This window comes from Spirulina sp. LEGE 11439, from assembly GCF_059821285.1.
On record NZ_JCAMRX010000072.1, the window covers coordinates 1 to 26,457 of the forward strand.

Genomic DNA, 26,457 nt, shown 5'->3' on the forward strand with positions numbered 1-26,457 from the left:
GATTAAGACCTGTAAGCTAGACTGGCCAAATGTTTTAATACTGGAGAGGTCTATTGAATGTCTCCTTTTTGTGGATCAATTGTCATACTATCGGGAGCATTAACCAAAGAATAAGTTAAATTGTCACTATCTGGATCGACTGCTTGAACTTCATAATGATATTCGTAGTTTGCAGGATCATAAATTGCAAACAAACCTCCTCCATCTTCTGCTGTCGCAATAATTCTTCCGGCTGGATCGTCTGGATTGGGATCGAGAACCTTACTACCTGTCTCATAATAAATTTCCTCAACACCATCAAAGAGGGGATGCGAACTATTAACGGGACGAGCTTCTAGAGTTGGATTGGGATAACTTCCTTCAACATCGGGATCGTAAGCCAATCCATAAGGTTCAAGGAAATTATTCCATAGTTTGTCTGCACGATCGTAGTAAGACAGGTTACGAGGAGCGGATAGATAAATTGTCCCACCAGCATCAATGTAATCCCACATTGCTTGATTGGCCTGTTGTATACCTATCTCCCATCCATGCAGGAAAATGGCATCGTAGTATGAAAGTTCTAAAGGCTTGAGAACTGAAAATCCCCGGATCGTGAGTAATAACAATTTTACCACCGGGATTTTCAACACGAGAAATGCGAGTAATAGGGTCGCTGACGATAACCGGATCGCGATTGCCATCTTCCGGCTGTACTCGAATCGTATAGCGCTGCTCCACTTCACCCCCATTCCCGTCATCAACCGTAACAATCACCTCATGCAATCCTACCTGTTCCCCTATCGGATTTGCCCAAGTAATCTTGCCCTCAGAGTCGATCGCCAGTCCATCCGCTTCATCCGACGCACTTAAAACATAACTCAAACTATCCCCATCTGGGTCATCTGCCACCACCTGATAGACATACTCCGCATTCACATTCGCATCCACCACCGGAGTCGAACGAATCAACGGCGGACGATTCGGCTGTGGAGTAACCGCAGCCAAAACAAACGCCAACTCATCCGTACCCCCACGCCCGTCGTCAACCTCCACCTTGACCCCATGATTGCCCTCTTGCAACGCGATCGGCGACCACTGTAACATTACCGCCCCCGTATTCGCATCCACCACCAAATCCATTCCTTCCGGTGCTTCCACTATTTTATAAGTGAGGTTATCTCCATCTTCATCAACCGCCACCAACGGCATCTCATAGAATTGTCCGACAACCGCTTCCGTATCCGGCTCTCTCACAAACTCCAGTGCTTGATTAACTCCTCCTAAAACCGTAATCTCATACTCGAACGGCTCTCCTGACGGCACGTAAAACGCAATGGGGCGACTTCCCGTTTCTTCTCCTTCTCCTAACGTTTCCCCAGAAATCAACCCCGTGAAATCATAATAAGGAATCCCCTCATCCGTTACCCCATCAAAATCTCGAAGTTGCACCGAAGGATCGTCCGTCGTCACTGTCACCAGCAAGGGACTATCTACAACATAATCCCCGATATTTTCTAGCCAAACATCGGTATAAAGGGTTTCTGTGGCATCATTAAACGAAGTTTGACCGTGTTGGAGGGCAACGCTATCAGAAATATCAAAAAGGGATTCAACATCAATATCCCCATCCCCTTGAAAAGGAACGTCGGGAATCACCGTCGGTTCTACCCCTGCCTCGGTTCTGGATAAAACCTCCACATTCCGGATGCGAGCTTCTCCCGTTGTATCCCCATCATTATTAACCAAACACAATTGTAAAGTTGCTTCGGTTCCTGCAGGAATAAAAGACAGATTCACCGTCACGGTTTGCCCATCAAATGTCACTCCCTCTGCTAATTCAGGATTAGATTCTTCCGTGAAATTGAAAAATGCCTGTCGTCCTTCTCCAATGGTATGCACCAAAGAATTACCCTCAGCATCCACCAAAATCGCTTCAAAGGCATCATTAATCCCATTCGGGTTCGTCAAGTCAAAATCCAGAGAACTCAAGTCAAACGTCAACTCCGAAGGCTCATCGGGAATCGTCAGAGTCGTCTCCCAGATATCCGTAAACTGTTCCTCACCATCCCGCAACTCCCGCAGAATAATCTCCTCTGCGTACCATCGGAGGCGGTAAAAACGAGAGAGTTGAGAATATCGCCTTCGGCATAATTTTCCAAATCCGCCGTTGCCCAACCTGTCAAATTCGCCAAAAAGGCTGCCCTTGCGCTCTCGGAATGGGTCAGAGGGACTCGCGTTGAATGGTCTACTACTGTCGGAATATCTTCCCCATAGAACAGGCGCTCGCCATCGGGTAACGTCGTTTCTGAGAAACTGCCATTGAGTTCGAGATTGACGGTTTGACCCTTGAGAGTACGAGTGGTATGGTCGTTTACAGCAACGGGAATGTTAGAAGGAACAACACCTGCGAAGCCTCCCAAGAAGAAATTTATACCCTTACAGTTACTATTTTTTTAAAGTTCCCTTGTTTAATCCCGATCCTTGGCTCACGCTTTAACGTTGAAACACTACAGAGGGATCGTGCAAGATGCAGGCTTGTTGTTTATGTGCTTACTTGCTGCCGCTTATACCAATACCAGTGATTCTTATTGTTTGGTCAAGCACCGCCAACGGGTATTGGATCGCTGTTGCCATTCTTGTCACTTTAGGGGGAATTTCCCAGATCCGCGTTCGCCCTTCCGTGCGAGCAGAGGCTTGGCTGGAAACCAACCCCAATGCTCGCCGTGTGGTTCATATGGATGTTCCCGGTACGATTCGCCAAGTCTTGGTCTTGCCCAATCAAAACGTGAGGGAAGGTCAACCTTTAGCCTTGATTGAAAGCGAATCTTTAGAGGAGAAAATTGAAGATACTGAGTTGAGTTTATTGCAGAGTAATGCCGAACTCCATTACGCTCAACAACAAATACTGGCAGTGCGATCTCGTTGGGAACAAGCCCAAGCCGTCGAAGGGCGATCGCGCTTGCGGGTACAGAAGTTGCAAGGAGAAGTTCATCGCATGGATGCAGGGATTCCTCCCGACCACATTCGCGTCTACGAGTTTCAGTTGCAATCTTTGCACAGTCGTTTGCAGAAGATGAAGGTTTCAGTTGCTCGTCACGAGTCTTTGGTCAAAGAGGGAGTTTATTCTCAAGAACAGATCGATGCGCTGTATCGGGAAGTCGATGCGATCGAGTCTCTTCTTGGAGAGCATCGCGCTAAGATGGAGACGGCCAAACGACAGTTACGCGATGAGTTAGAGACGCGGCAGGATGAGTTGACTCGCCTTTCTCGTTTGAGTGCGGTATCGCGACAGGAATACGAAGCCTCTAAGACGTTTACCTTGTCTCAGTTGCCGGTGCAAAAGCAGTTGGAGTCTCCTTATACCATTTCCCTTGCCGAGCGCGTTCGTCGCGAATTTCTCAATCTTTTTAAGGTGAGGAAGTATTCTTGAGGGGATTTCAGTTGTCAATTTGTACAAATGTTGTACTGCATTTGTTACAAAACTTTACAGCCCGTTCAATTTTACACGTATCCCCGCTTTACCCCACTAACCACAGGCTTTCTCCCGGATTGACGGCTAGGTTAGCTTCGTTGGCTATTCAACTGGGATGCTCTTGCTTCAATTTTTATTCTGATAATGTTTATTCTATTGAATTTGAATGCGACGGAGATTTCCCCGCCTTGGCGATCGACTCATTCTTCTCTATCCTCAATACTGCAATCGCTGTCGTAGTCAAGAGAAGCATTCTCAATTTCCTCTTGCGATCGCACTTCCTCATCTTCCTCTGGAGAAGTGCGATCTCTTTGACGCTCTTGGTTCTCATCATCTGGAATCACTACGCATCCCTGTACTGGGAATATCTCTTCATTAATATTGGCGTTGATATGGCTTATTGTCGGCCCTCGCGACTCGAATTCTTGGTGTCGGTCTGAGGATGCCTTTATCGCAGTGGAGGAGGAGGGATTGGAAGAAGGGAATTGGAATTCAAATGCTCCTATATCCACATGACCATCGGAAATACGGGGAAATCCGTCTCCTCGTTGATCCGTTGTTAAACTCCCGATAAGACTATTATTTCCGGCGTTGATAGCGGGACTATCGGATGAGAGGGCATGAGTTTGGGTCGGACCGCCATTATCGGCGAGAGGGAGCAATCGAGGGTCTACTCCGGTGATATTGCCGTTATCGGGGTGTTTGAGACTATTACCATTGGTAAGAGTAGCGCCAGAAATATTTTGGATAAGACTAGAATCGATAGTGTTGAACGTGCCGGATAAATCTGCTCCCGTGCGGGCTTGATTCTGGGCAATGATGCTATTGTAAATCTTTCCTGTTCCATAATCGTATTACTCTCACCATTTCCATCGATCGTTAAATTATTCGTTGACCAACTGATTGCTGAGTTCAACAAAATTGTTCCCGATGTACCAAAATTAATCGTATCTCCGGCTCCGGCGGCTGCGATTTGATTCCTCAATGTCCCCGCACCCGAGTCATTCAAACTCATCACCGTCAACGTTGCTAACTTCCCATCCCAACTTCCCAGAGTCTCCCTTGTAAATGGCGTTCCAACTTCTATACTCCCAGTTGCATATTCTAATCCCCAATCTCCACCATAATTTTCACTTCCCGTTGCGTTCGTCGATGCTGCTACATCTGCCCCTGTTAACTCGGCAATATCGCCAATTAACCCTTCTCCTGCTTCTCCCAAGGCTGCAAAGCAACTGTATAACAATATATCTGCTCCGTCTTTGAGGGATTTTGCCCATGTTGCTAACTGTCCTGCATAGTTGTTGACATTCTCATCTGTGACCCAATCTTCTCCCAACCAGAAGTTCCCTTCATGCCCTTCTGCTGTTATGGCGATGCCGTCTAATTCTCTGTCTATTTCTGCTAATTTCCCGGTTATTGCTGCGATTCCTCCTTCTTCCCGCTCGATAATACTCGATATCGTTCCTGCTTCTGCTCCATATAACAGGTCTTCGGCGTTGTCGGCTCGGGAGTCGATAACGTTGAGGATGTTTGTTCTTCCTGCTTCGGGAAACCTGACGACTGTTGTGTTTCCTTCTACTAATTCCGGTGCTGTGCTGATAGCTCTTCCGGCTGCCATAAAGGTAACATCTTCGGCTTTCACCGTCCCAGTAACAACAGTATCTCCTTCTTCTATTTCTTGGGAGTCTCCAAGGACAACATTACCGTTTTCGTCGATGCGAATGCTGTCTGCATGATTGACATTTTTTTCAACAGATCGTTAAATTTGTTGAATATTAGAGCAAATGGATCTCGCTTCCATGACCAAAAACGAACCTCATGCTGAATTATGACTCACCACTGATAACCGATCCCTGAAATAACATGGGCAAATCATTACAAGTCTTCCTCCTCAAACCCGATCGCTTCATTATTCCAAGTCTCCCGATAATCAGCAAATTCGGGATCGGAGATGTCTCTCTGGCGATCGATACGAATGCGATCTAAGCGAGGACCATCCACAGACACAATGGTTAAATCTATATTTTCATAAGTTAACATTTCCCCTTGAACGGGGATTTTTTGGAAATGATAAAGCAGAAATCCGCTCAAAGTATTATATTCCTCACTCAAAGGAAACTCAAAGCCCAAGACTTCATTCACTTCTTCTAAATCCATCTGGGCTTGCACTAAACATTGGCGATCGCTGAGGATTTCATAAAGAACATCTTCTCCGTTGTGCGCCTCGGATTCCTCCCCGATAATTTCGGCAACGACATCTTTGAGGGTGATCATGCCTGCCGTGCCACCAAACTCATCTAAGACGATCGCCATTTCCAATTGCGATCGCTGCATTAATGGCAACAGATCTCCTAACAGGTTGGTTTCTGGGATAAAATGCGGCGTTTCGAGCCACGGTGCGATCGCAGTTTCTCGATGCAAGCAACCTTCGGCAAGAGGAACGGACAGGCTCTTAAAATCAAGAATGCCGACAATATCATCTAAAGATTCCCCCTTAATGGGATAGCGAGAATGTCCGGTCTCTATCACTTGCTTTAAAAGGTCAGCAAACGTCGCATTTTGGTTGAGTGCAATGATACTGGTACGCGGCACCATCACCTCTCGCACCCGCACTTCACCAAACTCAAATACATTTTTCAATAATTCTCGCTCTTCGGCCTCTAAACCGATGGATTCTCGTTCCGTGGTAATAATTAACTGCAACTCTTCTGGAGTGACGCGAGTATACCAACCCTGACCCAAATACTGCACCCCCACCAATCGCAATAAAAACCGCGTCGAATGATTGAGAATGAGAATAAAAGGGTTAAAAATGCGAGCGATCGCCCAACTCGGCGGACCCAGCAGTCGAGCCAAGCGTTCGGAATACCGTAGGGCAAGGGATTTGGGGCATAATTCTCCTAAAACGATTTGTAAATACGCCACCCCAAAAAAAGCGATCGGGGCTGCGAGGGAGTGAGCGATCGCAAAGGCGGCGCTATCGGGAAAGGGTAAGCGACGCAAAGTCCCCCGGACGAGGAGAGACGCATTGCTTTCGCTAATCCACCCCAAGGCTAAACTGGAAAGGGTAATGCCAATTTGCGTGGTCGAGAGCAGGCGTTCGATTTGTCGCTGTAGGGCTTGTACTGTCCTGGCGGGAACATCTCCCTCTTCGACGAGTTGATTGATGCGCGATCGCCGGACTGCCACCATCGAAAACTCTGCCGTCACAAAAAAGGCATTAATGACAATCAACAGCAGGACTGATAATAATTTCAGCCAGAGATCATGCCTTAGAATGCTCGCCGCTTCCTCCACTGCGATTCCCAATGAATTAATTTTTCCTCATGGTTTAGCGAGCGATTGGAATGTCTGCTAAATTCAACTCTAATTCGCGATCGGGGTAATCTGTGAGAGTTAAGGATAATTTCTTCGCATCTTCTAATAAAGCGGTGGGAATTTTAATCGTTCCCGAGAAGTTTTTGCCATTGCTGGGCAATTCCCCCGGCAAACCGTCGGTAATGGCGCTGAGGGCGCGTCCTTGGTCGTCTCGCACATCTAAGAAGCTGTATAAAAAGCGCACGGAATCTTGGCTCTCGTTTTTGAGATCGACATTTAAGACTAAAGAACCGCCTTCTTGTTTGGCATCGACGATCGCTAACGTTACACCGCGATCGCTGCCTTTGATGGGCAAAATTTCTTCTAACTCGGGTACAGATTCTGCGATCGCTGCTTCTGCCTCTGCCTTGCCAGCCTCTTCTTCTTCTCCTAGGTCGGCAACGGGTTCGGGAATGACTTTCCCATTAATAATATCTTCTGCTTGTTTGAGAAGTTCCTCTTCAGTGAGTAAAATTTTTAACTCTTTATCCGTTGTTGTCGAGGTCTTATCTGCTAGATTTTTGGTCGGGCTGATATCGGGCTGCGTGACCCCCTTTAGGGCTTCGCGACCGAGGGAATAGCCCCAAAACGCGCTGGCAGTTCCGGCAATCGACATCAATGAAAGTAAGGCAAGGGTCAGGGCTACTGTTGAATTGATTTTCATTTCACAACGATCGACTATCAATCGATAATGATAATTGAGTCTTTCCACTTCGGGAAGAGAAGCACTATAATGGTATGCGATTTCACCAGGGTTGGCCGAGCGGTTTAGGCAGCGAACTCATAATTCGCCCCAGGCAGGTTCAACTCCTGCACCCTGGATTTTAGCAATTCACCCTGTAACTCTCGAAAGAGCGACTTAACGGAGAGGAAAGCGTTCAAAACCAAATTCGCTACCGGGGATGGGCTGACTGGGGCGTAAATAACTGGGGTTGCTGAGGGTGCTGGAATTAAAAGGATTGGGCATATCCGGGGTGCGAATCATCGGACCACTCCAAAGTTGTTGCCACCAAGTATCGACATAAAGTTCGTGGGCGAGTTGGCTGTCTCGAGTCACTTCAATTTCGGAAAACCCAGCAATGCCAAAGAGCCAATCAATTTGCCGTCCTGTGGTAAATACTGTCGAGAAGGCATCTTGGGTGCGATGGGTAAAGGCTTCGTTAAAAGCATCGGGAATGGTTTTAAAAGGAATCGGTTCGGAATTGACCGCTTGAGCGATCGCAACAGGGGTTGGGAGGGTGAGGGCGATCGTGCTGGAAACCGCCGCGATCGAGGCGACAATCCCCAAGGATTTTAGATGAATTGACATGATGAGCAGTGGCGGAAAAATGAACGGTTAACAGGATTTTGCGTTTATTTTAACGTAGGATTTGTTCGGGTTGCTCCGATCTCCGTATTAAATTAGGCGATCGCGCTATCCTAGAATTACTTTATTTTCCCCGTCCGCTTTATGAATACCAAAAATCTTTCCACTATCTGGATCGTTTGGATTCTCTTTGTCGCGATCGCCTTCATTGTCGGTTTAGTTGTTTTTTCGCGCTTTGTCCCTCCTCTTACCTAAAAGCCAATTATTCTCGCACCACGTAACCGACTCCTCGCACGGTTTGAATGAGGCGCGTTTCGTTTTCGGCTTCGAGTTTTAGACGTAAATAACGAACATAAACCTCAATAATATTTGAGTCTCCCATAAAGTCATAACCCCAAACCCGTTCAAGAATCTGGTCTCTTGTGAGAACTTGGCGCGGGTGAGCGAGTAAATATTCCAAGAGATCGAATTCTTTGGCCGTCAATTCAATGCGTCGGCTACCGCGAAAAACCTCTCGACTACTGCGATTGAGCTTTAAGTCCGAAAATTGCAACACATTAGTTTCTTGTTCTTGGGTGCGACGTAAAGCCGCCCGCACTCTAGCGAGAAGCTCTTCAATACTGAAAGGCTTGACGATATAATCATCTGCCCCAGCATCCAACCCTTTAACGCGATCGCCGATCTCATCTTTAGCAGTCAACAAAATAACGGGGACTTTATCCCCCGTACTCCGCAAGCGCTGACAAATTTCGACCCCCGAAATTCCGGGCAACATCCAATCGAGGATAATCAGATCGGGACTTGATTCTCGTGCCGTGGATAAGCCCGATAACCCATCATTCGCGACAGTAACCTCATAACCTTCATATTTGAGTTCTAACTCGATGAATTGGGCGAGTTTAGCCTCATCTTCAACCACTAAAATTCGTGTGGGTTGTTGATTATTCCCTCTTCCCTCATTGTTCATGGTTCATTGCTCATTGATAATTGTAAACGGGTTTTATCCCAGCCGCGACGGTGGAGAAGTACCCATGATTGAATGAGATCGGGTCCTTGTAATTCTCCTGTTAATCCGGCTCTGAGAGATTTCATGACGAAACCTTTCTTGACTTTTTTCTCTTTCGTGACTTGTTTGATAATCGCTTTCGCATCTTCTGGGGTCATTTCGGGATAGTCTGCGATCGCACTCAAAATTGCCGCAAAAATATCCTTGACTCCTTCTTGTGCAATTTGTGCCTTGCCTTTTTCATCGAAGGTAATAGAATCGCCAAATAAAAGGCGGCTTTCTGCAACACAATCGGATAGGCGAGTTAAACTATGAGAGACAATTTCAGTTAATTCTAGCAACCATTCGCGATCGCTTTCAGGCTCGAATTCGTAGCCTACTTTTTGCCAATAGGGAATTAACAAAGGCAGCAATTTTTCCGGGGGCATATTGTGGAGATATTGGCTATTAAGCCAATCTAATTTATCCCAATCGAATTTTGCCCCCGCTTTATTAACCCGATCCAGTGTGAAGAGTTTGGCCGCTTCTTCGAGGGTAAAAATTTCTTGGGTTGAATCGGGTGCCGTCCATCCCAATAACATCATATAATTGGCCATTGCTTCCGGGACAAATCCCTTATCTTTAAAATCATCAACAGAAGTTACGCCGTCTCGTTTTGAGAGTTTGCGCCCTTCTTGATTCAAAATCAAGGGAGAGTGGGCAAATTCTGGTTTTTCGACCCCCAAGGCTTCGTAAAGTAAGATTTGTTTGGCGGTGTTGGCGATGTGATCTTCTCCTCGAATAACGTGAGTGATTTTCATGTCCGCATCGTCTACCACCACAGCTAAATTATAGAGGGGCTGTCCAAAAGGTTCGTCGCCTTCTGGAGTCCGTGCAATGACCATATCTCCCCCCAGATCGCTGCCTTTCCAGACCATTTTCCCTCGGATTTTATCATCCCAAACAATTTGGCGATCGTCGTCGATAATGAAGCGAATAACGGGTTTTCGCCCTTCTTTTTCGTACTCTTCCCGTTGTTCTGAGGTTAAATTGCGATGGCGGTTATCATAACGAGGGGCTTCCTTGCTCGCTTTTTGCGCCTCTCGCATTTGGTTTAATTCTTCCGGGGTACAGTAACAACGATAAGCTAAATTTTTATCCAATAGAGTTTGCACCGCTTGGCGATACAGATCGAGGCGTTGGGATTGGAAAAAGGGTCCCTCATCCCAGTTCATACCGAGCCATTCCAAGCCTTTGAGGATATTATCGGTGTACTCGTCCCGCGATCGCTCGGTATCGGTGTCTTCGACGCGAATGATAAATTTACCCCCATGATGGCGGGCGTATAACCAGTTAAATACGGCAGTTCTAGCCGTACCGATATGTAAATTTCCCGTGGGACTCGGGGCGATCCGAACTCTGACTGTCACGCTGTTACCCTCAATTCTTGTTTTGCAATCTTTGATTATACTTTACCAATCCTTCTCGGTTAAATTGAGAGGGAAATCGTTTCGGGAAGCGAGATGAGAGCAAGTGAGGTTTTGCGGCGCTATGCAGCAGGCGATCGCAATTTTCAGCGAATGAACCTGCGAGGGCTTTCTTTTAAAGGAAAAGACCTGTCTGGCGCAGATTTTAGCGAGGCGGATATTCGAGGAACGAATTTTAGCAGGACGAATTTAACGGGGGCGAAGTTTCGAGGGGTAAAAGCAGGATTGCAAAAACGATGGGTTGTTATTTTATTGGTTATTTCTTGGTTGTTGGCCACACTATCGGGATTTTGCTCGCTAGAGAATTATTAAAAACAGGTAACGGCTATAACAAATCCTTTTTCTGTTTCTCAAGTCATGCGATCGCCTATCTTTCTTCCACCCAACTCACCCCCCGATAGAGTTCCACGATCGCAAATTCTAACTCAATACTGGTCAATTGAACGATATTTCCCGCGCGATAAATTGTCGTTTCCTAAGTTGTATTAATGCGACGGCGACACTCAACTTGCATTTGCGCTTGGTCGATGAGAACATATTCTTCTAAACTGGCGATATTTTGGTAATCGGCAAACTTTACACCGCGATCGAAAGCTGCCGTTGAAGGAGAGAGAACCTCAACAATTAACTTAGGATAGCGCTTGATGTAACGATTACCACTATTCTACTGTCTTTCAGATTAGCGCGATCGCATTTCTCCAAAGGAAATCTTTAGTGTCTTTGTAGTTCTTCCTCAAAGCGCGATCGCCCCTAGAATCCAAAAATCTGCCCAGAAAACCGAATTTTGCACAATCCTAGAAATTTTCTAAATCTCTCCCAACTTTCTCCAGTGTCAGTGGTATGATTAAGAACCTTTAGTACGGATGTTTGAGATAAAGAGAGAGGTGAAAATATGGCGATCGTCGCCCTCAAGGCTTGGTACATCGAACAATACGAACCCATTCGGGAAATTATCAAACGTCCTCACGATCTGCGCTTGAGTCGCAGCAGCTTGCTAAAGTCGGGGTTACGGGCAGATATTTTGGATGAAACAGAAGATATCGCCGCCTCGACATGGTTTGCGCGTTATCTTGAAGGGGAAACCATCGAATTTTATATTGAAGGGAGTGGCGGTTATGCGATCGCCAATCTGGATCTCAAATCTCACGAAATTTATCTCACTAAACAAGAATTAAACGCTTTTCTCGAACCGAAAATTTTCTTCAGTTATCAACAAGAGTACAAAGATTCTAGCGAACTCTTTCGCGAGGTTTTAGAAGCTGCGATCGCAAAAATCAATAAAACCGCTCGCATTCCCCTCAGTCTAGAACTTTCTGTGCGCTCTCAAAATGCCCCTCTGCGCCTCAGTAGCGGACAACTAAGGCAAATACGCAAGAGCCTCCTCTTCATCGCTGACGGGACGGCGATCGCGACGACAACAGGAGACGATAAACCTCAACTTCTCCTCAGTTCCAGTGTTTGTGTCGAACTCGGTTACGCCCTCCACAGCAAGCGTCAGGGGCAAATTCTCCTCGTGCAAATGGAACGCTTCTCCGGACAATCTCCCTTTGACCTAACCAACCATCAACAGTTATCATGCAAAACGGCTGAGGAAGTACGTCAAACGCTTCCTCTTTTACTAGAGGCGCTTTTACAGCGATTTAACCTCTAATATCAATTCATCTTAGATTTGGAAGAGCGTGCCAGAATAAGGAGCAATTTCTATGCCGAGAAAACCGGATTCCTATGCAGTATTTATTATGCTGACTTCAGGCCATCGTGAAGAAGTCCGCTTCACAACCATTCAAGAGTTTCAGAAATGGTATAGCGGCGAACTTATGCCTAAAGCAAATGCAACAGATTTTATCAGCGTACCCATTAAAAGCGGACAAGGAGAATATATGGTCATTCGTCCGAGTAATGTTGCGGCCATTCGCGTTGAACCTGTTTTTGAAGGGAGTATCGATCGCGATTTTGAGTAGCGATCGAGTAAAAGGCGATCGGGGTTTTGTTTTCCCGATTTGCTGAATATTGATTGAATTTGCAGGCCTCGATCGCGATCGAAGCCTGCAAATTTATTCTCCCATTTTTTGCAAAAATACTTGACCAAAACATACAATTATACTAAAGTATTTTTATACCATTCAAGACCTCATTCTCAATTTATTGCTATTATGACTCGATCGCCAAAAACACCTCAAAATAAACATTTGGTCTGTCTTCCAGGTGGAAATCGCAAAACCCAAGAATGTTCGCCTTTTCCGATTCCCAAGCCTCCCAGAAATGCGATCGCAAAACCCGATCGATTGGACTCAGAAACATTTACCCTTAACCTGCAACAATTAGAGGCACAAGCCCTACGGATCGAGCAGTTATCGACAGAATTAGAAATGGCGATCGCGGAATTGAAAGAAATCGGCGATCGCGTCGATCGCGGTAGCGTTTATTTTCGCAAAAACTTAGAACATCATTGGTTTCCCGAGCGCATTTGTAGTTATGGAGAAGTGCAAATTCCACGCATTCGTCAAAAGGAGAATGGTGTTTTAGTGTTATCTTCTCATCGCGTCGCTCTTTTTTCAGCACAACTCGAAGCAAGACGTGAAGCAAATTCTGTGGCTCATTTATTACGTCAACGCAGCCTCGCCAAACAATCTATTTCTTCAACGAACAAGGAATAAAGTTTAGGCGATCGCTAATGCTTGTAACTCAAAGCGATAATTTTCAATAACAGGGTTAGCGAGGAGGCGATCGCACATTCGATCGAGTTGTTCTCGAGCATCGGCTTCATTTTCAGCCGCGAGACTTAACTCAATATACTTGCCAATTCTAACCCCTTCGACGGTTTCATATCCTAATTGTTTTAATCCTGATTGGACGGCGACTCCTGCGGGATCGAGAACGGAAGACCGCAAAGTAACATAAATTTTAGCTTGAAATTGCATTTTAATGGGTTATTGGTTGTTGATTATTTGCGATCGGGTTAGAATTCCTAAAACCCTGAAAAGTTAGTATATGATAAGAGTGTTACCGAAAGCAAAAGTTTACCAAATTGCGAATTGGTAGAATGCTCGATTTTAAGCGCGATCGCCAGATTATTCATGAAAACTCGCACTCGTTCCCAAGAGAAAATCTTCAATCTTCTCAAACTCTTAAATCGTCCGATTTCAGCACAAGATTTGTATGTGGAACTGCGAAATAAGCAACATAATATCGGACTGGCCACAGTGTATCGCGGCTTAGAAGCCTTAAAGTTAGAAGGAGTCGTGCGGGTGCGAACCTTGGGGAATGGCGAATCTCTCTATAATCTCGTTCAACGCGATCGCCACTATCTGACCTGTCTCAATTGCGATCGTTCTATTCCTATCAAAGAATGTCCCGTGACGCAACTTGAAACCCAATTACAAAAATCTCATCAATTTAAAGTTTACTATCACACGCTGGAATTTTTCGGACTGTGCGATCGCTGTCAGTAGGAACGTAGCATTCTACGTCCCTACTAAAAACTCTAGTCTGCAGAATGGCGATCGAATTTTTCCAACTCAAAATCCAAACTTCCGACATTATTGCCAATGACAGACCGAACTCCTTCTAGCGTTGAAACCATACTGCGAGGATCCATAAACATCACTTTGCTGCTGTCGCTACTGCCAATGGTTTTACCCATATCTAAATAGTTTTGTGCTAGGAGAAATTGTAAAGTTTCTTGAGCATGGGGATCGGCTTTGATTTTTGCAGCAATAATGTCTAAAGCACGTGCCGTTGCTTGTGCCTTGAGAACTTCTTGTTCCGCATCAGCTTTCGCTTTTAAAATCGTCGCTTGTTGTTGGGCTTCAGCATTTAAAACCGCAGCAGTTTTAGACGCTTCTGCTTCTAAAACCTGCGCTTCTGCTTTCCCTTTCGACTCATTAATTGCCGCATCTCTTTCCCCTTCAGAAGTCAAAATTGCCGCCCGTTTTTTTCGTTCTGCGGACATTTGCAATTCCATAGAATCTTGAACGGCTTTGGATGGGGTAATGTTGCGAAGTTCTACCCGCGTTACTTTCACACCCCAAGGATCTGTCGCAATATCAAGTTCTCGCAATAGCGTTTCATTAACCTCCGTTCTGGCCGTAAAAGTTTGATCCAATTCGAGTTTCCCCATTTCCGAACGAATTTGGGTTAACACTAAATTTTCCATTGCCATTGGCAGATTTTCAACGCGATAATAAGCACGTTCCATGTCCATGATTTTCCAGTAGACAACAGCATCGGCACTGATAGCAACATTATCTTTGGTAATACAAGATTGGGGAGGAATGTCCAACACTTTTTCTCTAATGGTTGCCTGATAAACAACTTTGTCAATAAACGGAACGACAAAATTTAAACCGGGGGTGAGTTTTTTCTTGTAACTCCCCAAACTTTCAACCAATGCCTCATTTTTTTCATTGACAATTCTGACCGATCCCAAAAGCGCAGAACCGCCAAACGCTAAAACAATTAAGAGGAAAAACTGTCCCATTTTTATTCTCCTTCGAGTAAAGATTGTGGGAGGACGATGAGAGTATTCCCTTCTCGTCCGACAATATACACTTTTTGCCCCGATGCGATCGCGAGTCCTTCGTTACTGCATTTCCCTCGCCACGAATTCCCTTCATAGAGAATTCGTCCCGTCCTTCCAGCAGGAATTTCCGTAAGGGTTTCTCCGTCTGTTTTGCTTTCAAGAGTAATGCCTTTGCGCTTGGGGGTAAAAACCCGTCGAGAGAGAAGAACCAGTGATGTCGAACAAATCATCCATAAAGCAATTTGCAAGCCAGAATGGGGCAGCACTAGCGAAATCAACGCAATTAAAAAGGCTGATATCCCCATCATAAACTCGGTAAAAGCCGTGGGAAAGAGCAATTCCATCAAACAGAGAATTACACCCGCAACGAGCCAAAGGAAGGTGGCATTAAGCATGATGATGCCCTTGAGAGCAGCGAGGCGAAACAAGGTTAAATTTTGTTAATTCAAATTTTGTTAATTCAAATTTTGTCAATCAACCTTATTTCCTTGACGATCCAATCTTAACGAACTTATTCCCAAGTTTCCCGAACACTTAAAATAACGTTGAAAACTTGAGAATGTCCCAGCAAAAATCGACTGAGACTTCTCGATAGACCGATCGGGAAACATTGTTTATTGATATGCTTCCATTCCGACGCAAGAACAAACCAAATTGCGATCGCCAAAAGCATTATCGATACGTCCCACGGCAACCCAGTATTTATGTTCTTTCGTCCAAGGAGCAGGATAAGCCGCCTCTTCTCGAGAATAAGGACGATCCCAATCACCACACAATAAGGATTCTGCCGTATGGGGTGCATTTTTCAAGGGATTATCCAGAGCATCCATTTTTCCTTCTTCAATAGCTGCCGCTTCCCTGCGAATAGCAAGCATGGCCTCGCAGAAACGATCTAACTCCTGCAAAGACTCGCTTTCTGTCGGTTCTACCATCATCGTGCCAATAACCGGCCAAGACATGGTAGGGGCATGAAACCCATAATCCATCAAGCGTTTGGCAACATCATCCACTTCAATCTCGGCTCGTTTTTTCAAAGGTCGCAAATCGATGATACATTCGTGAGCTACCAATCCAGATTTACCTTTGTAGAGAATAGGGTACGAACCATCTAAACGTTGAGCGATATAGTTAGCATTGAGAATTGCTGCCTTACTAGATTGAGTGAGTCCCTCTTCTCCCATCATAGCGATATACATCCATGAAATAACCAAAATACTCGCACTTCCCCAAGGTGCTGCCGCGATCGCCCCGATGCTATTCTCTCCTCCCAATTCGATGACACCATGACCGGGTAGGAAAGAGACGAGGTGAGGGGCAACACCAATGGGACCGACTCCGGGACCGCCGCCACCATGTGGAATGCAGAAGGTTTTGTGTAGATTTAAGTGACAAACATCTGCGCCATAGTCTCCCGGACGGCACAAACCGACTTGGGCATTCATATTCGCCCCATCTAGATAAACTTGACCGCCATTTTGATGAACGATCGCGCAAATTTCGACAATACCTTCCTCAAAAACGCCATGAGTGGAAGGATAAGTTACCATCAATGACGCAAGGTTAGCTGCATGTTTTTCGGCTTTGGTTGTTAAATCCGCAATATCAATATCTCCTTGCTTGTCACATTTGACTGCCACGACTTTCATACCGCACATTACTGCACTGGCAGGGTTTGTACCGTGAGCAGACTCGGGGATCAAGCAAATTTTACGATGTCCTTCTCCTCGATGTTCGTGATACTTGCGAATGACCTGCAACCCCGCATATTCTCCTTGAGATCCGGCATTGGGTTGCAAGGATACTCTGGCAAATCCCGTAATTTCTGCCAACCATGTTGCCAATTGCTCGAATAAAACCTGATAGCCTCGAGTTTGGGATAAGGGTGCAAAAGGATGAAGTTTACCAAACTCCGGCCATGTTACCGGGAACATTTCTGCTGCCGCATTAAGTTTCATTGTACAAGAGCCGAGAGGAATCATCGATGTTGTCAGAGAGAGATCTTTGCTTTCCAAACGTTTCAAATAGCGCAGGAGTTCCGTTTCCGATCGGTAACTGTTGAAGACGCGATCGCGCAAATATTCGCTTTCTCGGGCGAAAGGTTCGGGATAGTCGAGATGAAGTTCTTGTTCTAATTCTTCCAGAGTAAAAGGCAATTTCTCACGGTTACAAAAAAGATGCCAAAGTTCAATAACATCTTCTTGGCAGGTCGTTTCATCAAGTGAAATACAGACTCGTCCCGGTTCTAACAAGCGTAAATTAATGCCCCGCTCTTCAGCAACTTTAACGAGAGCTTTTACCCCTTCTTTACCCACTCCCGCACAAACTGTATCAAAAATGGGAACGCGATCGATGCTGTAATTCAAACGTCGCAGTCCGGCAGCAAGGAGGAGAGTGAGTTTGCGAATGTGTTGCGCGATCGCTTTCAATCCTTCAGCACCGTGATAAACCGCATACATCGAAGCAATGACCGCAAGTAAAACTTGGGCGGTACAAATATTACTGGTTGCTTTGTCTCGACGAATGTGCTGTTCTCGAGTTTGCAAGGCCAAACGTAAGGCAGGTTTACCGTTACTATCCCGAGAAATTCCCACCAGTCGCCCCGGAATTTGCCGTTTATACTTTTCCTTCGTCGCGAAATAAGCCGCATGAGGTCCTCCATATCCCAACGGTACGCCAAAGCGCTGAGTACTGCCCACGGCAATATCTGCACCCAATTCACCTGGAGGGGTGAGAAGCGTTAAACTGAGGGGATCGGCGGCAACGGTGACCAAACCTCCTATTTCTTGAACTTTAGCGATAAAAGAACGATAATCAAAAATCGCCCCATTAGTTGCTGGATACTGCAATAAGGCCCCAAAAATAGGGGTTTTAAAATCAAAAAGCTCGTGATTTCCCACGATGATTTTAATATCAAGCGGCTGGGCGCGAGTAAGGATAACTTCAATCGTTTGAGGATGGCAAGTATCGGCAACAAAAAAAGTATTAGATTTATTTTTACACAGTCCATAACTCATGGTCATGGCTTCGGCGGCGGCGGTACTTTCATCTAACAGAGAAGCATTAGCAATTTCCATCCCGGTGAGTTCGATAATCATGGTTTGAAAGTTTAATAAGGCTTCCAAACGTCCTTGAGCAATTTCTGCTTGATAAGGAGTATAAGCCGTATACCAACCGGGATTTTCTAAAATATTGCGCTGAATGGGGGGCGGGGTAATACAGTCATAGTAACCCATGCCGATATAGGAACGATTAACTTTATTTTTAGAGGCAATTTCTTTGAGTTGAGCTAAGGCAGCATATTCCGTTTTTGCATTGGGTAAATTAAGGGGCTGTTTGAGGCGAATATTATTAGGAATAGTATTATAAATTAATTCATCTAAACTTGCATAGCCGAGAGACTTTAGCATCTGCTCTGCATCTTTTTCATGGATTCCGATGTGACGTTGAGAAAAACCATTGATACCATTGTCTCGATCCGTTGTAGAAATTTGTAGGGGACTACCGAGGAGTAACGTCGTTTTGGCGGTTGTTTCAGGATTTTGCATTCTAGATTTAATGAGTTAGCTCAAAAAGGAGGATTCTCAGGAGTTTAGATAATCTCTTATCATGTTTTAGCAAATTATTCTGAAGAGAAATTAACAAGAGAAGAATTGCAGGGGTTGCGATCGCAATTTTCGAGGAGTTTTTCCCGGTCTCATCCGAGAAAATACTGAAAATTACCGAAGCCGTGCAAAAGCATGACAATCGTAAAAACGGAATATTTCGCAAAAATCGCTTCAGATTGTCAAAAGTACCGCTATTGTTGATTTGCATCCTTGAACTCCTCCTCTTCTCGTTATGCAACTGCAACAAGTCCTCATTGTTTATAAAGCGAATAATATTGAGAGCAAACACTGGGCAGAAAAATGCGCCAAGGAACTCGAACAATTTCAGTGTAAAGTTCTCATCGGACCGAGTGGCATTAACGATAATCCCTATCCTGTCTTTCTCGCTTCTGCCATGCAACCCATCAATCTCGCTCTCGTTTTGGGAGGAGACGGGACGGCTTTAGCCGCAGCACGTCACCTCGCCCCGAAGGGTGTTCCCATCCTTGCTGTGAATGTAGGAGGGCATTTGGGCTTTCTGACGGAGCCTTTTGAAGAATTTGCAGACACCGATCGCATTTGGCATCGTTTATTGGGCGATCGCTATGCCGTACAAAGACGCATGATGTTACAAAGTTATCTTTGGCAGGGCGATCGCATTAATCCAGAAATTGTTAGCGATCGCTTTCTCTGTTTGAATGAAATGGGCATTAAACCTGCCAGCGTAGATCGAATGCCCACCTGTTTGTTAGAGATGGAAGTAGACGGGGAAATTGTCGATCGCTATCATGGGGATGGTTTAATCGTTTCTACTCCCACAGGTTCTACTTGTTATAACGCTTCGGCTAACGGTCCTATCCTGCATGCAGGCATGGAAGCACTCGCAGTTACTCCCATCTGTCCCCTGAGTTTATCCATTCGTCCTATTGTTTTGCCCCCAAGAGCGATCGTTAATATTTGGCAGTCCGAGGATTCGGAGCTCACGACAAAACTCTGGATGGACGGGGTTTTAGCGACTTCTATCAGTCCAGAACAGCGCATTTGCATCCGCATGGCTGATTGTTATGCTAAGTTCATCATTTTGCGCGAAAAACACTCGTTTTATCAAACTCTACGAGAAAAGTTGCAATGGGCAGGAACGAGAATTTAGCATCCCTCGACTTTAATACTATCTTTAGTATGAAGGAGATCGATCTGCAATTTTGTGACAGCATATTTGTGACCAATATGTTCCTGTTCTAACCAAATTTGTTCTTGGATAATAATGTCTAATGCTTCTTGTTCTTCTATTGTTAAATTAGGTAAATTTCGAGGATTTTGAATTGATTTATCTCCTCGATAATCTCGAAAATTGTTTAAAGTTTCTGCATTCATCATCAGCGATCGCGTTTGTGGGAAAATTCCTCTAACTTGCGAAAGCATTTCTAATCCTTCAAAATCCAAATCTCCCCAGTAAATGATAGGACAATTTTGTAACCATTTAACTTGAGACAGTACATTCACCGCTTTACCTTGTCCAAAAAGTCCAAAACTATTTGGTATCTGTGGCAATGTCAAAAATGTCATTTTATTCTCAACAATAATAAATAACGAAGACTGCAAATCAAGTTGAGAAAACTGAGAAAGAGGTATGCTAATATCGGTTGCTGGCAAATTATACCGTTTCTGCAAAGAAGCATCTAATACTCGAAAACGAATTAAAAGTTCGTCGTAACACAGATTAAATCTTCGTTCAAATTTAGATTCTGATGTTTGAATTATTTCTTCAGGTAAAATTACCTCCAAAAGCCGACGTAATATTGATGAATATTTTTCTATAAATTTAGTATGAACCGGAATAGGTAACTCGCGAATATAGAGATTAGGTTGAGGATTGTTTTGAAAATAACAACACACTTTCAGTAAATCTTCCCATACCGAAGCATATTCGATCGCACGCACAGGATCTTTTTCTAACCAAGATTCTAGCTGAGGAATGCGATCGCGAGTCATCTCAACCAATTTTTGAAATTGAGTAAATTCTTGTTGTTTCCCGAGAAACTTTAGATAGTCTGTAGAATTAGTAATAACAATTCGACTGGGTAATGATTGTTCTCCATTTTTACGAGTTTTACGAGTTTTTAACTCAACTTCATAACCATATCCTAAATTTTCTTGCGATTGGTTAAGTAACTGGATTACTGCATTTTTCAATTTAAGATAATCTTTGGGTATTTTCCCAACAGAAAATTTTTGCGGAAAAAACTCTTCATCTCGAATATAAGCAGAGAGAAACTTAGAATAATTGCGTTTTGCTTTTTCATGAATTTCTGAGGGTGTAATCATGATTTTTTATTAAGATATAATTGCCGTTTATCTCGATATTTCTCAACAGTTATTGACCTAAGACTAGAATAGTTTCCTTCTAATGTATTAGAAACAAAATGTATGCTTGAAAGATAAGGTTCAATAACATTGATTTTATCTAGTGGAGTAATTACCAAAAGTTGCAAATCTAAATTTTTAAACAATTCCATTGCATAACGAGAATTATGATCGTCCGATTTACTAAATGCTTCATCTATGACGACAAATCGGAAAGATTTTGCTCGTATATTTTCTTGATATAAACCAAACTGATAGGCGATCGCTGATGCTAAAATTGTGTAGGCTAGCTTTACTTTTTGTCCTCCTGATTTTCCTGAAGAATCGGTATGATGCTCTTTTTCGACATCATCAGAACGATACTTTTCACTGACTGAAAAATCCAACCAATTTCGTACATCTATGACTTTTTTTGTCCAACGTTCTTCCGTTTTGAAGCGATCGATCAAAAGTTTTTGAATATCCTGAAACCTTACTTCATTATCTTCGGCGCTTTGAAGGCTAACATTTCCTAAATATTGTTTTAAATATTTTTGAAAATCACGAATATCGCGATCGATGGGAGGATTATATTGAAGCTGAATATAAGTAGAATCTGTATAGTCTATCTTTTGCAACGATAAGTTCAATTCATTAATACTGTGTTCAATATCTTCTTTTTGTTTTTCTAAATCTCGTTTAAAAAAAGCGATCGCATTAATTATTTTTTCATTCAATAATTCTTTAAAACGTTTTTGATGACGAGGTAAGTCTTCCTGCTCAATTTTTTCTTTTAACTCTAGATATTCATCCAATGCCTCCAGACCATTATCTAATTCTAAAACAACTTCGGTAAAAGCATTTCTAAAATTTAATATCCTTGAAAGAATACTGCTTTGTACGGAATTACGTTTACTTTTGTGTGTTTCCTTTTTTTCTTGCAAGCGATCGTAAATTTTTCTTTCATTTTCATCAATCGTCTTCAAATCCAGATTATATCGCCTCAGCGTTGGATTCATCGCGATGGCAAATTTCTCTATTTCTTCCAAACTCATATTTTGAAGTTGTTCCTCACATTTTTCCCCTCTCTCTATATTTATTTTCTGACGATCCTCTAAGCGCCCTATTTCACGCTGTAAAGTACCTCTTTCACGATCGAGATTATGTATTTTTGTTTGTACTTCTTCAAGTTGAAGTCTCATTTTCTCAAGATGTTTAGCACTTTCTGTAAGTTCTTCTTGTTGCTGCTTTAGATTTTGAATTTCTAATTGTACTGAATTCCAATCAATCTCTGTAAAATTCTCAAAACCCATGAAAATTTGTAAGTCTGAGTTCCGTTTTTGAGAAGTCTTGGATTCCTGCTCCAAATGGCTAATTTTTCTTATAACGATATTTAATTTATTTTGCAATATAGCCAGTTCCTCTTCCAATGCCTTGATTTTATCAAAATTATTCCACCCTAAAATATATTGACGACGATCGCCAATTTGCTTACTATCATCTTTCTCATGACGTTCTCCACTCTTGATCGAACCGGCTTCGGTAATTGCATAAGTCTCGTGTTGAAATTGCTCTATTGTTTCGCAACAGACGTAATTAAATTTTTTACGTAATTGGTCTTGTAACCAATGATAAAACTCCGATCGATCTCGTTTGATTTCCAAACGAGGTGGAACTCGCTGAGAATCAAAAGAACGTTGTATGGGATTGACTGCAATTGATTTTATCGAATAGTAGACAAAACGACCGCCCAGATGAATCCGATCGACATAGCGACTAACTTGATGATAATGTTGCTCCAAGACGAGAACGGATAAACCAAAACTATGCAATAAGCGTTCGATCACCCCTGTCCACTCTTGGTATTCCGATCTCACTTGCAGCAATTCTCCCACAAAAGGTAAATCAGCTTCCTGTAAGTTTAATTCTCGGGCGATGCGATCGCGAATTTCTAAATTTCTTTTAGGAATTTGACTTTTTCGTTTTCGCAGAGAATCTAACTCGCTTTCTAAAGGTTTGCATTGTTTTTGCAAGTCGTTCCGTTGGCGTTTCTGTTCGTCTAATTTATCTGTTAGGTTCTTTAATGTCTCTTCGATCTCGCTTTGCAGTAATTCGCCTTGTTCTCTTACTTTATAAAATATATCGCGATTTTCATATTGTGGTAAATTTAATTTTTCAGCAATACTATTGTACCGAAATGCTTTATTCTTCCGTTCGTCTAGGCTGTTTTTTTTATTTTTAAGTTCCTGCTTAATACTCTCCAAGCGTCGTCCAGCATTATCTTGATTAATAGCATTGCTTAAATCAATTTTTTGGCGATCTAGATTTTCCAAACTTTTTTCTATTTCTGTTTCTTGTTCTTTTATCTGAGTCAAGTTCTGATCTATTGCTTTTAGTTCTTTAATCAGCAAATCTTTCTTCTCTCGGGCAAAATAAGCCGGAGCAATATCTAACAAATTTTTATAATTTTTAATATCTTTTTTGACTTGATTCCAGTTTTTTGCATCTTCCTCCAAAGGGATCAGATGCTCTAGCTGTTTTTGAGCTTTTGCAATTTCTTCATGAGAAACCATTAAATTCTCATAATTTTCTTGTAATTCCTCAATTTTTTTCCGAACGTCTGACATTTCCAACATATGCTTTCGCACGAAGTTATTAAGACCGCCAATTTCCTTAATACTAACAGTTTGATTAAAAAGATCGAGTGCCTTTTCAGATTGAAAACCCAAAAGTTTACGAAAACGCTTACTATATTTTACAAATTCTCCAAAGCATTCAACTTGACTAATCTTAAGTCGTCTTTTTAAATCGCGAATATTCGTAAATCCAGTAAAATGTGGTTCAATTGATAGGTCTTGCTCTGCAATAGTGTAAAACTTTTCTAAGCCATTTTGTGACATCCAAAATACTTGAGCTAGCGTTATTTTTTGTTGAGTTTGCAAATCAAGAAAATACGCCAAAAGCACGGAGTATGAGTCTTTTTTCCTTAACAGTTTATCTTTATGACTGTAGGAATCTTCTTCACGAAATCGACTATAAACACCTTGAACATAAGATTTTTCACTTCTTTCTCTCTTTCCTGTGCTACTCGACGCTTGGTTATAATTTCGCTTTCGATTAGGAACTAGGAGTGTTAATACACCATCAACTAAAGTTGATTTTCCGGAACCATTTGCTCCCGTCAGTAGAGAAGTCTCGCCATTGAATTCCAGTATCCACGGCTTTTTATCAAACGTCCCCCAATTGAGTACTTCCAATCGTTGCAAGCGAAAGCCTTGACTGACAGGGCGATTGCCATCAGCAGAGTCATTCTGATTAAATAGAAGAGGGCTTTGCATAATTCTCCAGTTTTTCTTTCAAGTGAGAAAGAGTTTCTGCGTCGATCTTGGCTTTAAGAATTCGCCGTACCTCGTAGTTTTCCTCTTCTCCTGATAGCTGTTTCAAAAAGCCAAGATCGATTGCTTGCTTAACTAGCTCTCTGATTTCTCGACGAAACTGTTCCTCGTTATTATGTTCTGGAAGATATGGTAGCAAAAAATCGCGAATTTGTTCAATACTGAGAACCAAACGAGATGTTTCAGGACTTGCATCATGCTGTCGCAACTTTTCTCTCAGTAAGACGCATAGTATTGTCACTTTATAGCTCAAACGATGGCGAATGGTTAATCGCGGTAATGGTTTTGCTTTATCTTCAGGATCTGGAGGAGGCTGTTCGAGATAAGCAAACCCATCTGATTCGTAATTGCGAACCTCTAGACCGATTTTACCAAAATACTCTTTAATCGGAGTCAAATAGCTTTGCAGTCGTTCCCAGTGAGAATCGTCGTTATAAATAGGGCCTTGCAAGAGTTTCAGAACAACAGGTGCGTAAGTAGGAATATTTTGAGATTCCACAATTAAATGAGCGAGCTATCGTTTAAATATAACTTGTGGGAGGGTTAAATGGAACTGCTTTTCTGGCTCTAGACTAGAAATAACAATTGACTCCACGATCGCATCATTAATTTGATGCGGCTCGAATTTGGTGGCGATCGATAAATAAGCAACAATTTCCGATAAACCTTGCTGTGCGGGATAAAGTTCAAGCAATTGCGATAAGGTGATTTGAGACTGATACTCCAGAGATTGAGCAATATTACGCTCCAATCTGCTTTCATCTAAATAAAACTGATTGTAGAATTCCTCCCTTTCTTCCTCTGAATCAGAGTTTGAGAATTGACTAAAATCTAACAATTCAAATCTTGGCTCTTCTAGTTCTTCTAACGGATGAAGCGGACGTGATATTGATAAATTAAGTTTTGGTTTACCTTCCAACTCTAAAAAATTGCGTTCGTTCGATAATTCATTCTGCATTTGCGAAGCAAGATTCTGCACATCAGAGATGAACTCGGCAATACGACGCTGTTCGTTTAAATTGCGATCGTCCAGCATCCGTCGCAAGTGTGCTGCAAGGAGATTATTAGATTGCACAATATGATTTCCAGCATCAATCAAATGGCGTTCAATACGGCGAAGTAAAGGTTGTTTTTGTATCATATCGCTTAGCTCGTCGAGACTGTAAACAGCATCGAGTAGTGATTTCAGTTCTTGCTGTTTGCTCTCGGATATCAAGAATGTCCAAAAAGCATAAAAACTGCGTCCTTGATCGGATTTCTTGAGTGCTTCATCAGCATCCAAAACTCGCTCAACAATTGTTCCTTTGCTCGTATTTTCTCGAGTTTGACTAGTCTGCACGGTGCGTGCAAGTTCGCGAAAATTAACTTCAACCTGTCGGAAATCGGCAATAAGTTGTCGAGCAATTTCATTGGCATTTAAAAACCGCTCTTGCAATTGCGTAGGATGATATCGTTCGATAGCACCACTTTGCTGAATTTGTTCGATCTCTTCTTGAATGCGATCGCGATCCTTTTTGAGTTGAGCAATGCGCGTTTCTACATCTGTCGTACTATAATCGCGAATATCTTTGAGAAGCGAAAAAATCTGTAAAAATCGGGACTCAGTACTCACGAACTCACGTTCTTCTAAATCTTCCAACCAACCAATTGCTTTCTCAGTCTCAACAGTTAAAGCAAATAAGGGATCGTCGCTTCCTGCTTCAAATTTTTTGTTGAGAAACTTGTTACCACACCATTCCTTTAAGTATTCTTTGGGCGATCTCTTATAATCTTCAATGTTAGATGTTCGTAGAAATTCTAAATAATCTTCCAACTTTTCTTCTAATTCTGATTCTGCGATCGCGATCCGATGAGCCTCTTTAAATTGTCTGTATAAAAAACTTAAAATCAGAGGTACATTTTTACTCCTAAGTAATTTAATAGCAGAATTTTCTAATTGAGAGCGAATACGATGGTAATTCACAACAAATACAGATCAAATAAAAAAGTCAAAAGCTCTCGTATACACTACGAGAGCTTTTGTA

25 protein-coding genes, 1 tRNA gene and 1 pseudogene are annotated in these 26,457 nt (G+C 43.0%); 8 read left to right on the forward strand and 19 right to left on the reverse strand.

Features of this window, described 5'->3' with window-relative positions:
* Positions 1–50: 50 nt before the first annotated feature.
* The 3 genes from AC6RV6_RS27495 to AC6RV6_RS27505 are packed head-to-tail and all read right to left on the reverse strand — an operon-like array spanning position 51 to position 2,402.
* Entirely contained in the window at positions 51–494 is a 444-nt protein-coding gene (locus AC6RV6_RS27495; protein ID WP_500244093.1) for a hypothetical protein, read from the reverse strand.
* Entirely contained in the window at positions 478–2,055 is a 1,578-nt protein-coding gene (locus AC6RV6_RS27500; protein ID WP_500244094.1) for an Ig domain-containing protein, read from the reverse strand. The genes AC6RV6_RS27495 and AC6RV6_RS27500 overlap by 17 nt, the downstream gene beginning before the upstream one ends.
* Positions 2,007–2,402, reverse strand: a complete 396-nt coding sequence (locus AC6RV6_RS27505) for a hypothetical protein (protein ID WP_500244095.1) — start codon at positions 2,400–2,402, stop codon at positions 2,007–2,009. The genes AC6RV6_RS27500 and AC6RV6_RS27505 overlap by 49 nt, the downstream gene beginning before the upstream one ends.
* A 158-nt stretch (positions 2,403–2,560) precedes the next feature.
* Here AC6RV6_RS27505 and AC6RV6_RS27510 point away from each other — a divergent pair, with 158 nt between their 5' ends.
* Positions 2,561–3,412, forward strand: coding sequence for an HlyD family secretion protein (locus tag AC6RV6_RS27510; protein WP_500244096.1), 852 nt, complete (start codon positions 2,561–2,563; stop codon positions 3,410–3,412).
* 242 nt (positions 3,413–3,654) lie between these two features.
* Here AC6RV6_RS27510 and AC6RV6_RS27515 read toward each other — a convergent pair whose 3' ends face one another.
* The 4 genes from AC6RV6_RS27515 to AC6RV6_RS27530 all read right to left on the reverse strand — a co-directional run bounded on the left by AC6RV6_RS27515 (position 3,655) and on the right by AC6RV6_RS27530 (position 7,475).
* A complete protein-coding gene (locus AC6RV6_RS27515) occupies positions 3,655–4,116 on the reverse strand; it encodes a choice-of-anchor Q domain-containing protein (RefSeq protein WP_500244097.1) in 462 nt (153 codons plus the stop codon).
* Between the two features lie 8 nt (positions 4,117–4,124).
* Complete coding sequence (locus tag AC6RV6_RS27520; protein WP_500244098.1) at positions 4,125–5,096, reverse strand: DUF4347 domain-containing protein; 972 nt, start codon at positions 5,094–5,096, stop codon at positions 4,125–4,127.
* A gap of 233 nt (positions 5,097–5,329) precedes the next feature.
* Positions 5,330–6,763 carry a hemolysin family protein gene (locus AC6RV6_RS27525; RefSeq protein ID WP_500244099.1) on the reverse strand — a complete coding sequence of 478 codons (1,434 nt, stop codon included), beginning with the start codon at positions 6,761–6,763 and terminating at the stop codon, positions 5,330–5,332.
* Between the two features lie 22 nt (positions 6,764–6,785).
* Positions 6,786–7,475, reverse strand: coding sequence for a hypothetical protein (locus AC6RV6_RS27530; protein ID WP_500244100.1), 690 nt, complete (start codon positions 7,473–7,475; stop codon positions 6,786–6,788).
* Between the two features lie 85 nt (positions 7,476–7,560).
* On the opposite strand from AC6RV6_RS27530, the gene AC6RV6_RS27535 reads away from it, so the two are divergent.
* Positions 7,561–7,633: transfer RNA gene (locus AC6RV6_RS27535), tRNA-Ile, on the forward strand.
* A gap of 37 nt (positions 7,634–7,670) precedes the next feature.
* Here the strand turns inward: AC6RV6_RS27535 and AC6RV6_RS27540 are convergent.
* The 3 genes from AC6RV6_RS27540 to gltX form a co-directional block, all read right to left on the reverse strand.
* The gene (locus AC6RV6_RS27540; protein ID WP_500244101.1) at positions 7,671–8,120 is read right to left on the reverse strand and encodes a hypothetical protein; all 450 of its coding nucleotides are present in this window, start codon (positions 8,118–8,120) and stop codon (positions 7,671–7,673) included.
* Positions 8,121–8,379: 259 nt separating this feature from the next.
* A complete protein-coding gene (locus AC6RV6_RS27545) occupies positions 8,380–9,084 on the reverse strand; it encodes a response regulator transcription factor (protein ID WP_500244102.1) in 705 nt (234 codons plus the stop codon).
* Positions 9,081–10,532, reverse strand: a complete 1,452-nt coding sequence (gene gltX, locus AC6RV6_RS27550) for a glutamate--tRNA ligase (protein WP_500244103.1) — start codon at positions 10,530–10,532, stop codon at positions 9,081–9,083. The genes AC6RV6_RS27545 and gltX overlap by 4 nt, the downstream gene beginning before the upstream one ends.
* Before the next feature lie 93 nt (positions 10,533–10,625).
* Here gltX and AC6RV6_RS27555 point away from each other — a divergent pair, with 93 nt between their 5' ends.
* Positions 10,626–10,901 carry a pentapeptide repeat-containing protein gene (locus AC6RV6_RS27555; RefSeq protein WP_500244104.1) on the forward strand — a complete coding sequence of 92 codons (276 nt, stop codon included), beginning with the start codon at positions 10,626–10,628 and terminating at the stop codon, positions 10,899–10,901.
* Between the two features lie 55 nt (positions 10,902–10,956).
* On the opposite strand, the pseudogene AC6RV6_RS27560 reads toward AC6RV6_RS27555, so the two are convergent.
* Positions 10,957–11,244, reverse strand: a pseudogene (locus AC6RV6_RS27560) (Uma2 family endonuclease); the annotation flags it as partial.
* A gap of 237 nt (positions 11,245–11,481) precedes the next feature.
* Here AC6RV6_RS27560 and AC6RV6_RS27565 point away from each other — a divergent pair.
* From AC6RV6_RS27565 to AC6RV6_RS27575, 3 genes are all read left to right on the forward strand, one after another.
* Positions 11,482–12,240 carry a hypothetical protein gene (locus AC6RV6_RS27565; RefSeq protein WP_500244105.1) on the forward strand — a complete coding sequence of 253 codons (759 nt, stop codon included), beginning with the start codon at positions 11,482–11,484 and terminating at the stop codon, positions 12,238–12,240.
* 52 nt (positions 12,241–12,292) lie between these two features.
* Entirely contained in the window at positions 12,293–12,550 is a 258-nt protein-coding gene (locus AC6RV6_RS27570; RefSeq protein ID WP_500244106.1) for a hypothetical protein, read from the forward strand.
* Between the two features lie 192 nt (positions 12,551–12,742).
* Positions 12,743–13,246 (forward strand): hypothetical protein, encoded by a 504-nt coding sequence (locus AC6RV6_RS27575; RefSeq protein WP_500244107.1) that lies wholly within the window; start codon positions 12,743–12,745, stop codon positions 13,244–13,246.
* A 3-nt stretch (positions 13,247–13,249) separates the two neighbouring features.
* On the opposite strand, the gene purS is transcribed toward AC6RV6_RS27575, so the two are convergent.
* On the reverse strand, positions 13,250–13,510 hold the full coding sequence (gene purS, locus AC6RV6_RS27580; RefSeq protein WP_500244108.1) for a phosphoribosylformylglycinamidine synthase subunit PurS: 261 nt from the start codon (positions 13,508–13,510) through the stop codon (positions 13,250–13,252).
* Between the two features lie 156 nt (positions 13,511–13,666).
* Between purS and AC6RV6_RS27585 the strand changes: the two genes are divergently transcribed.
* The gene (locus tag AC6RV6_RS27585) at positions 13,667–14,041 is read left to right on the forward strand and encodes a Fur family transcriptional regulator (protein WP_500244109.1); all 375 of its coding nucleotides are present in this window, start codon (positions 13,667–13,669) and stop codon (positions 14,039–14,041) included.
* A gap of 32 nt (positions 14,042–14,073) precedes the next feature.
* Here AC6RV6_RS27585 and AC6RV6_RS27590 read toward each other — a convergent pair whose 3' ends face one another.
* From AC6RV6_RS27590 to gcvP, 3 genes are all read right to left on the reverse strand, one after another.
* Positions 14,074–15,069 carry an SPFH domain-containing protein gene (locus AC6RV6_RS27590; RefSeq protein ID WP_500244110.1) on the reverse strand — a complete coding sequence of 332 codons (996 nt, stop codon included), beginning with the start codon at positions 15,067–15,069 and terminating at the stop codon, positions 14,074–14,076.
* Positions 15,070–15,071: 2 nt separating this feature from the next.
* Positions 15,072–15,539 carry an NfeD family protein gene (locus tag AC6RV6_RS27595; RefSeq protein WP_500244111.1) on the reverse strand — a complete coding sequence of 156 codons (468 nt, stop codon included), beginning with the start codon at positions 15,537–15,539 and terminating at the stop codon, positions 15,072–15,074.
* 186 nt (positions 15,540–15,725) lie between these two features.
* Positions 15,726–18,656 (reverse strand): aminomethyl-transferring glycine dehydrogenase, encoded by a 2,931-nt coding sequence (gcvP, locus tag AC6RV6_RS27600; RefSeq protein WP_500244112.1) that lies wholly within the window; start codon positions 18,654–18,656, stop codon positions 15,726–15,728.
* A 292-nt stretch (positions 18,657–18,948) separates the two neighbouring features.
* Between gcvP and AC6RV6_RS27605 the strand changes: the two genes are divergently transcribed.
* Positions 18,949–19,845 carry an NAD(+) kinase gene (locus AC6RV6_RS27605; RefSeq protein WP_500244113.1) on the forward strand — a complete coding sequence of 299 codons (897 nt, stop codon included), beginning with the start codon at positions 18,949–18,951 and terminating at the stop codon, positions 19,843–19,845.
* Here the strand turns inward: AC6RV6_RS27605 and AC6RV6_RS27610 are convergent.
* Genes AC6RV6_RS27610 through AC6RV6_RS27625 form a run of 4 tightly spaced genes read right to left on the reverse strand, consistent with a single transcriptional unit; the run spans position 19,842 to position 26,396 of the window.
* A complete protein-coding gene (locus AC6RV6_RS27610) occupies positions 19,842–21,020 on the reverse strand; it encodes a DUF3322 domain-containing protein (protein WP_500244114.1) in 1,179 nt (392 codons plus the stop codon). The two genes, AC6RV6_RS27605 and AC6RV6_RS27610, sit on opposite strands and share 4 nt — an antisense overlap.
* Positions 21,017–24,304 (reverse strand): ATP-binding protein, encoded by a 3,288-nt coding sequence (locus tag AC6RV6_RS27615; protein ID WP_500244115.1) that lies wholly within the window; start codon positions 24,302–24,304, stop codon positions 21,017–21,019. Before AC6RV6_RS27615 ends, AC6RV6_RS27610 begins: the two co-directional genes overlap by 4 nt.
* Positions 24,305–24,353: 49 nt before the next feature.
* The gene (locus AC6RV6_RS27620; RefSeq protein WP_500244116.1) at positions 24,354–24,932 is read right to left on the reverse strand and encodes a DUF4194 domain-containing protein; all 579 of its coding nucleotides are present in this window, start codon (positions 24,930–24,932) and stop codon (positions 24,354–24,356) included.
* A 15-nt stretch (positions 24,933–24,947) separates the two neighbouring features.
* Positions 24,948–26,396 (reverse strand): DUF3375 domain-containing protein, encoded by a 1,449-nt coding sequence (locus tag AC6RV6_RS27625; protein WP_500244117.1) that lies wholly within the window; start codon positions 26,394–26,396, stop codon positions 24,948–24,950.
* Positions 26,397–26,457: the final 61 nt, after the last annotated feature.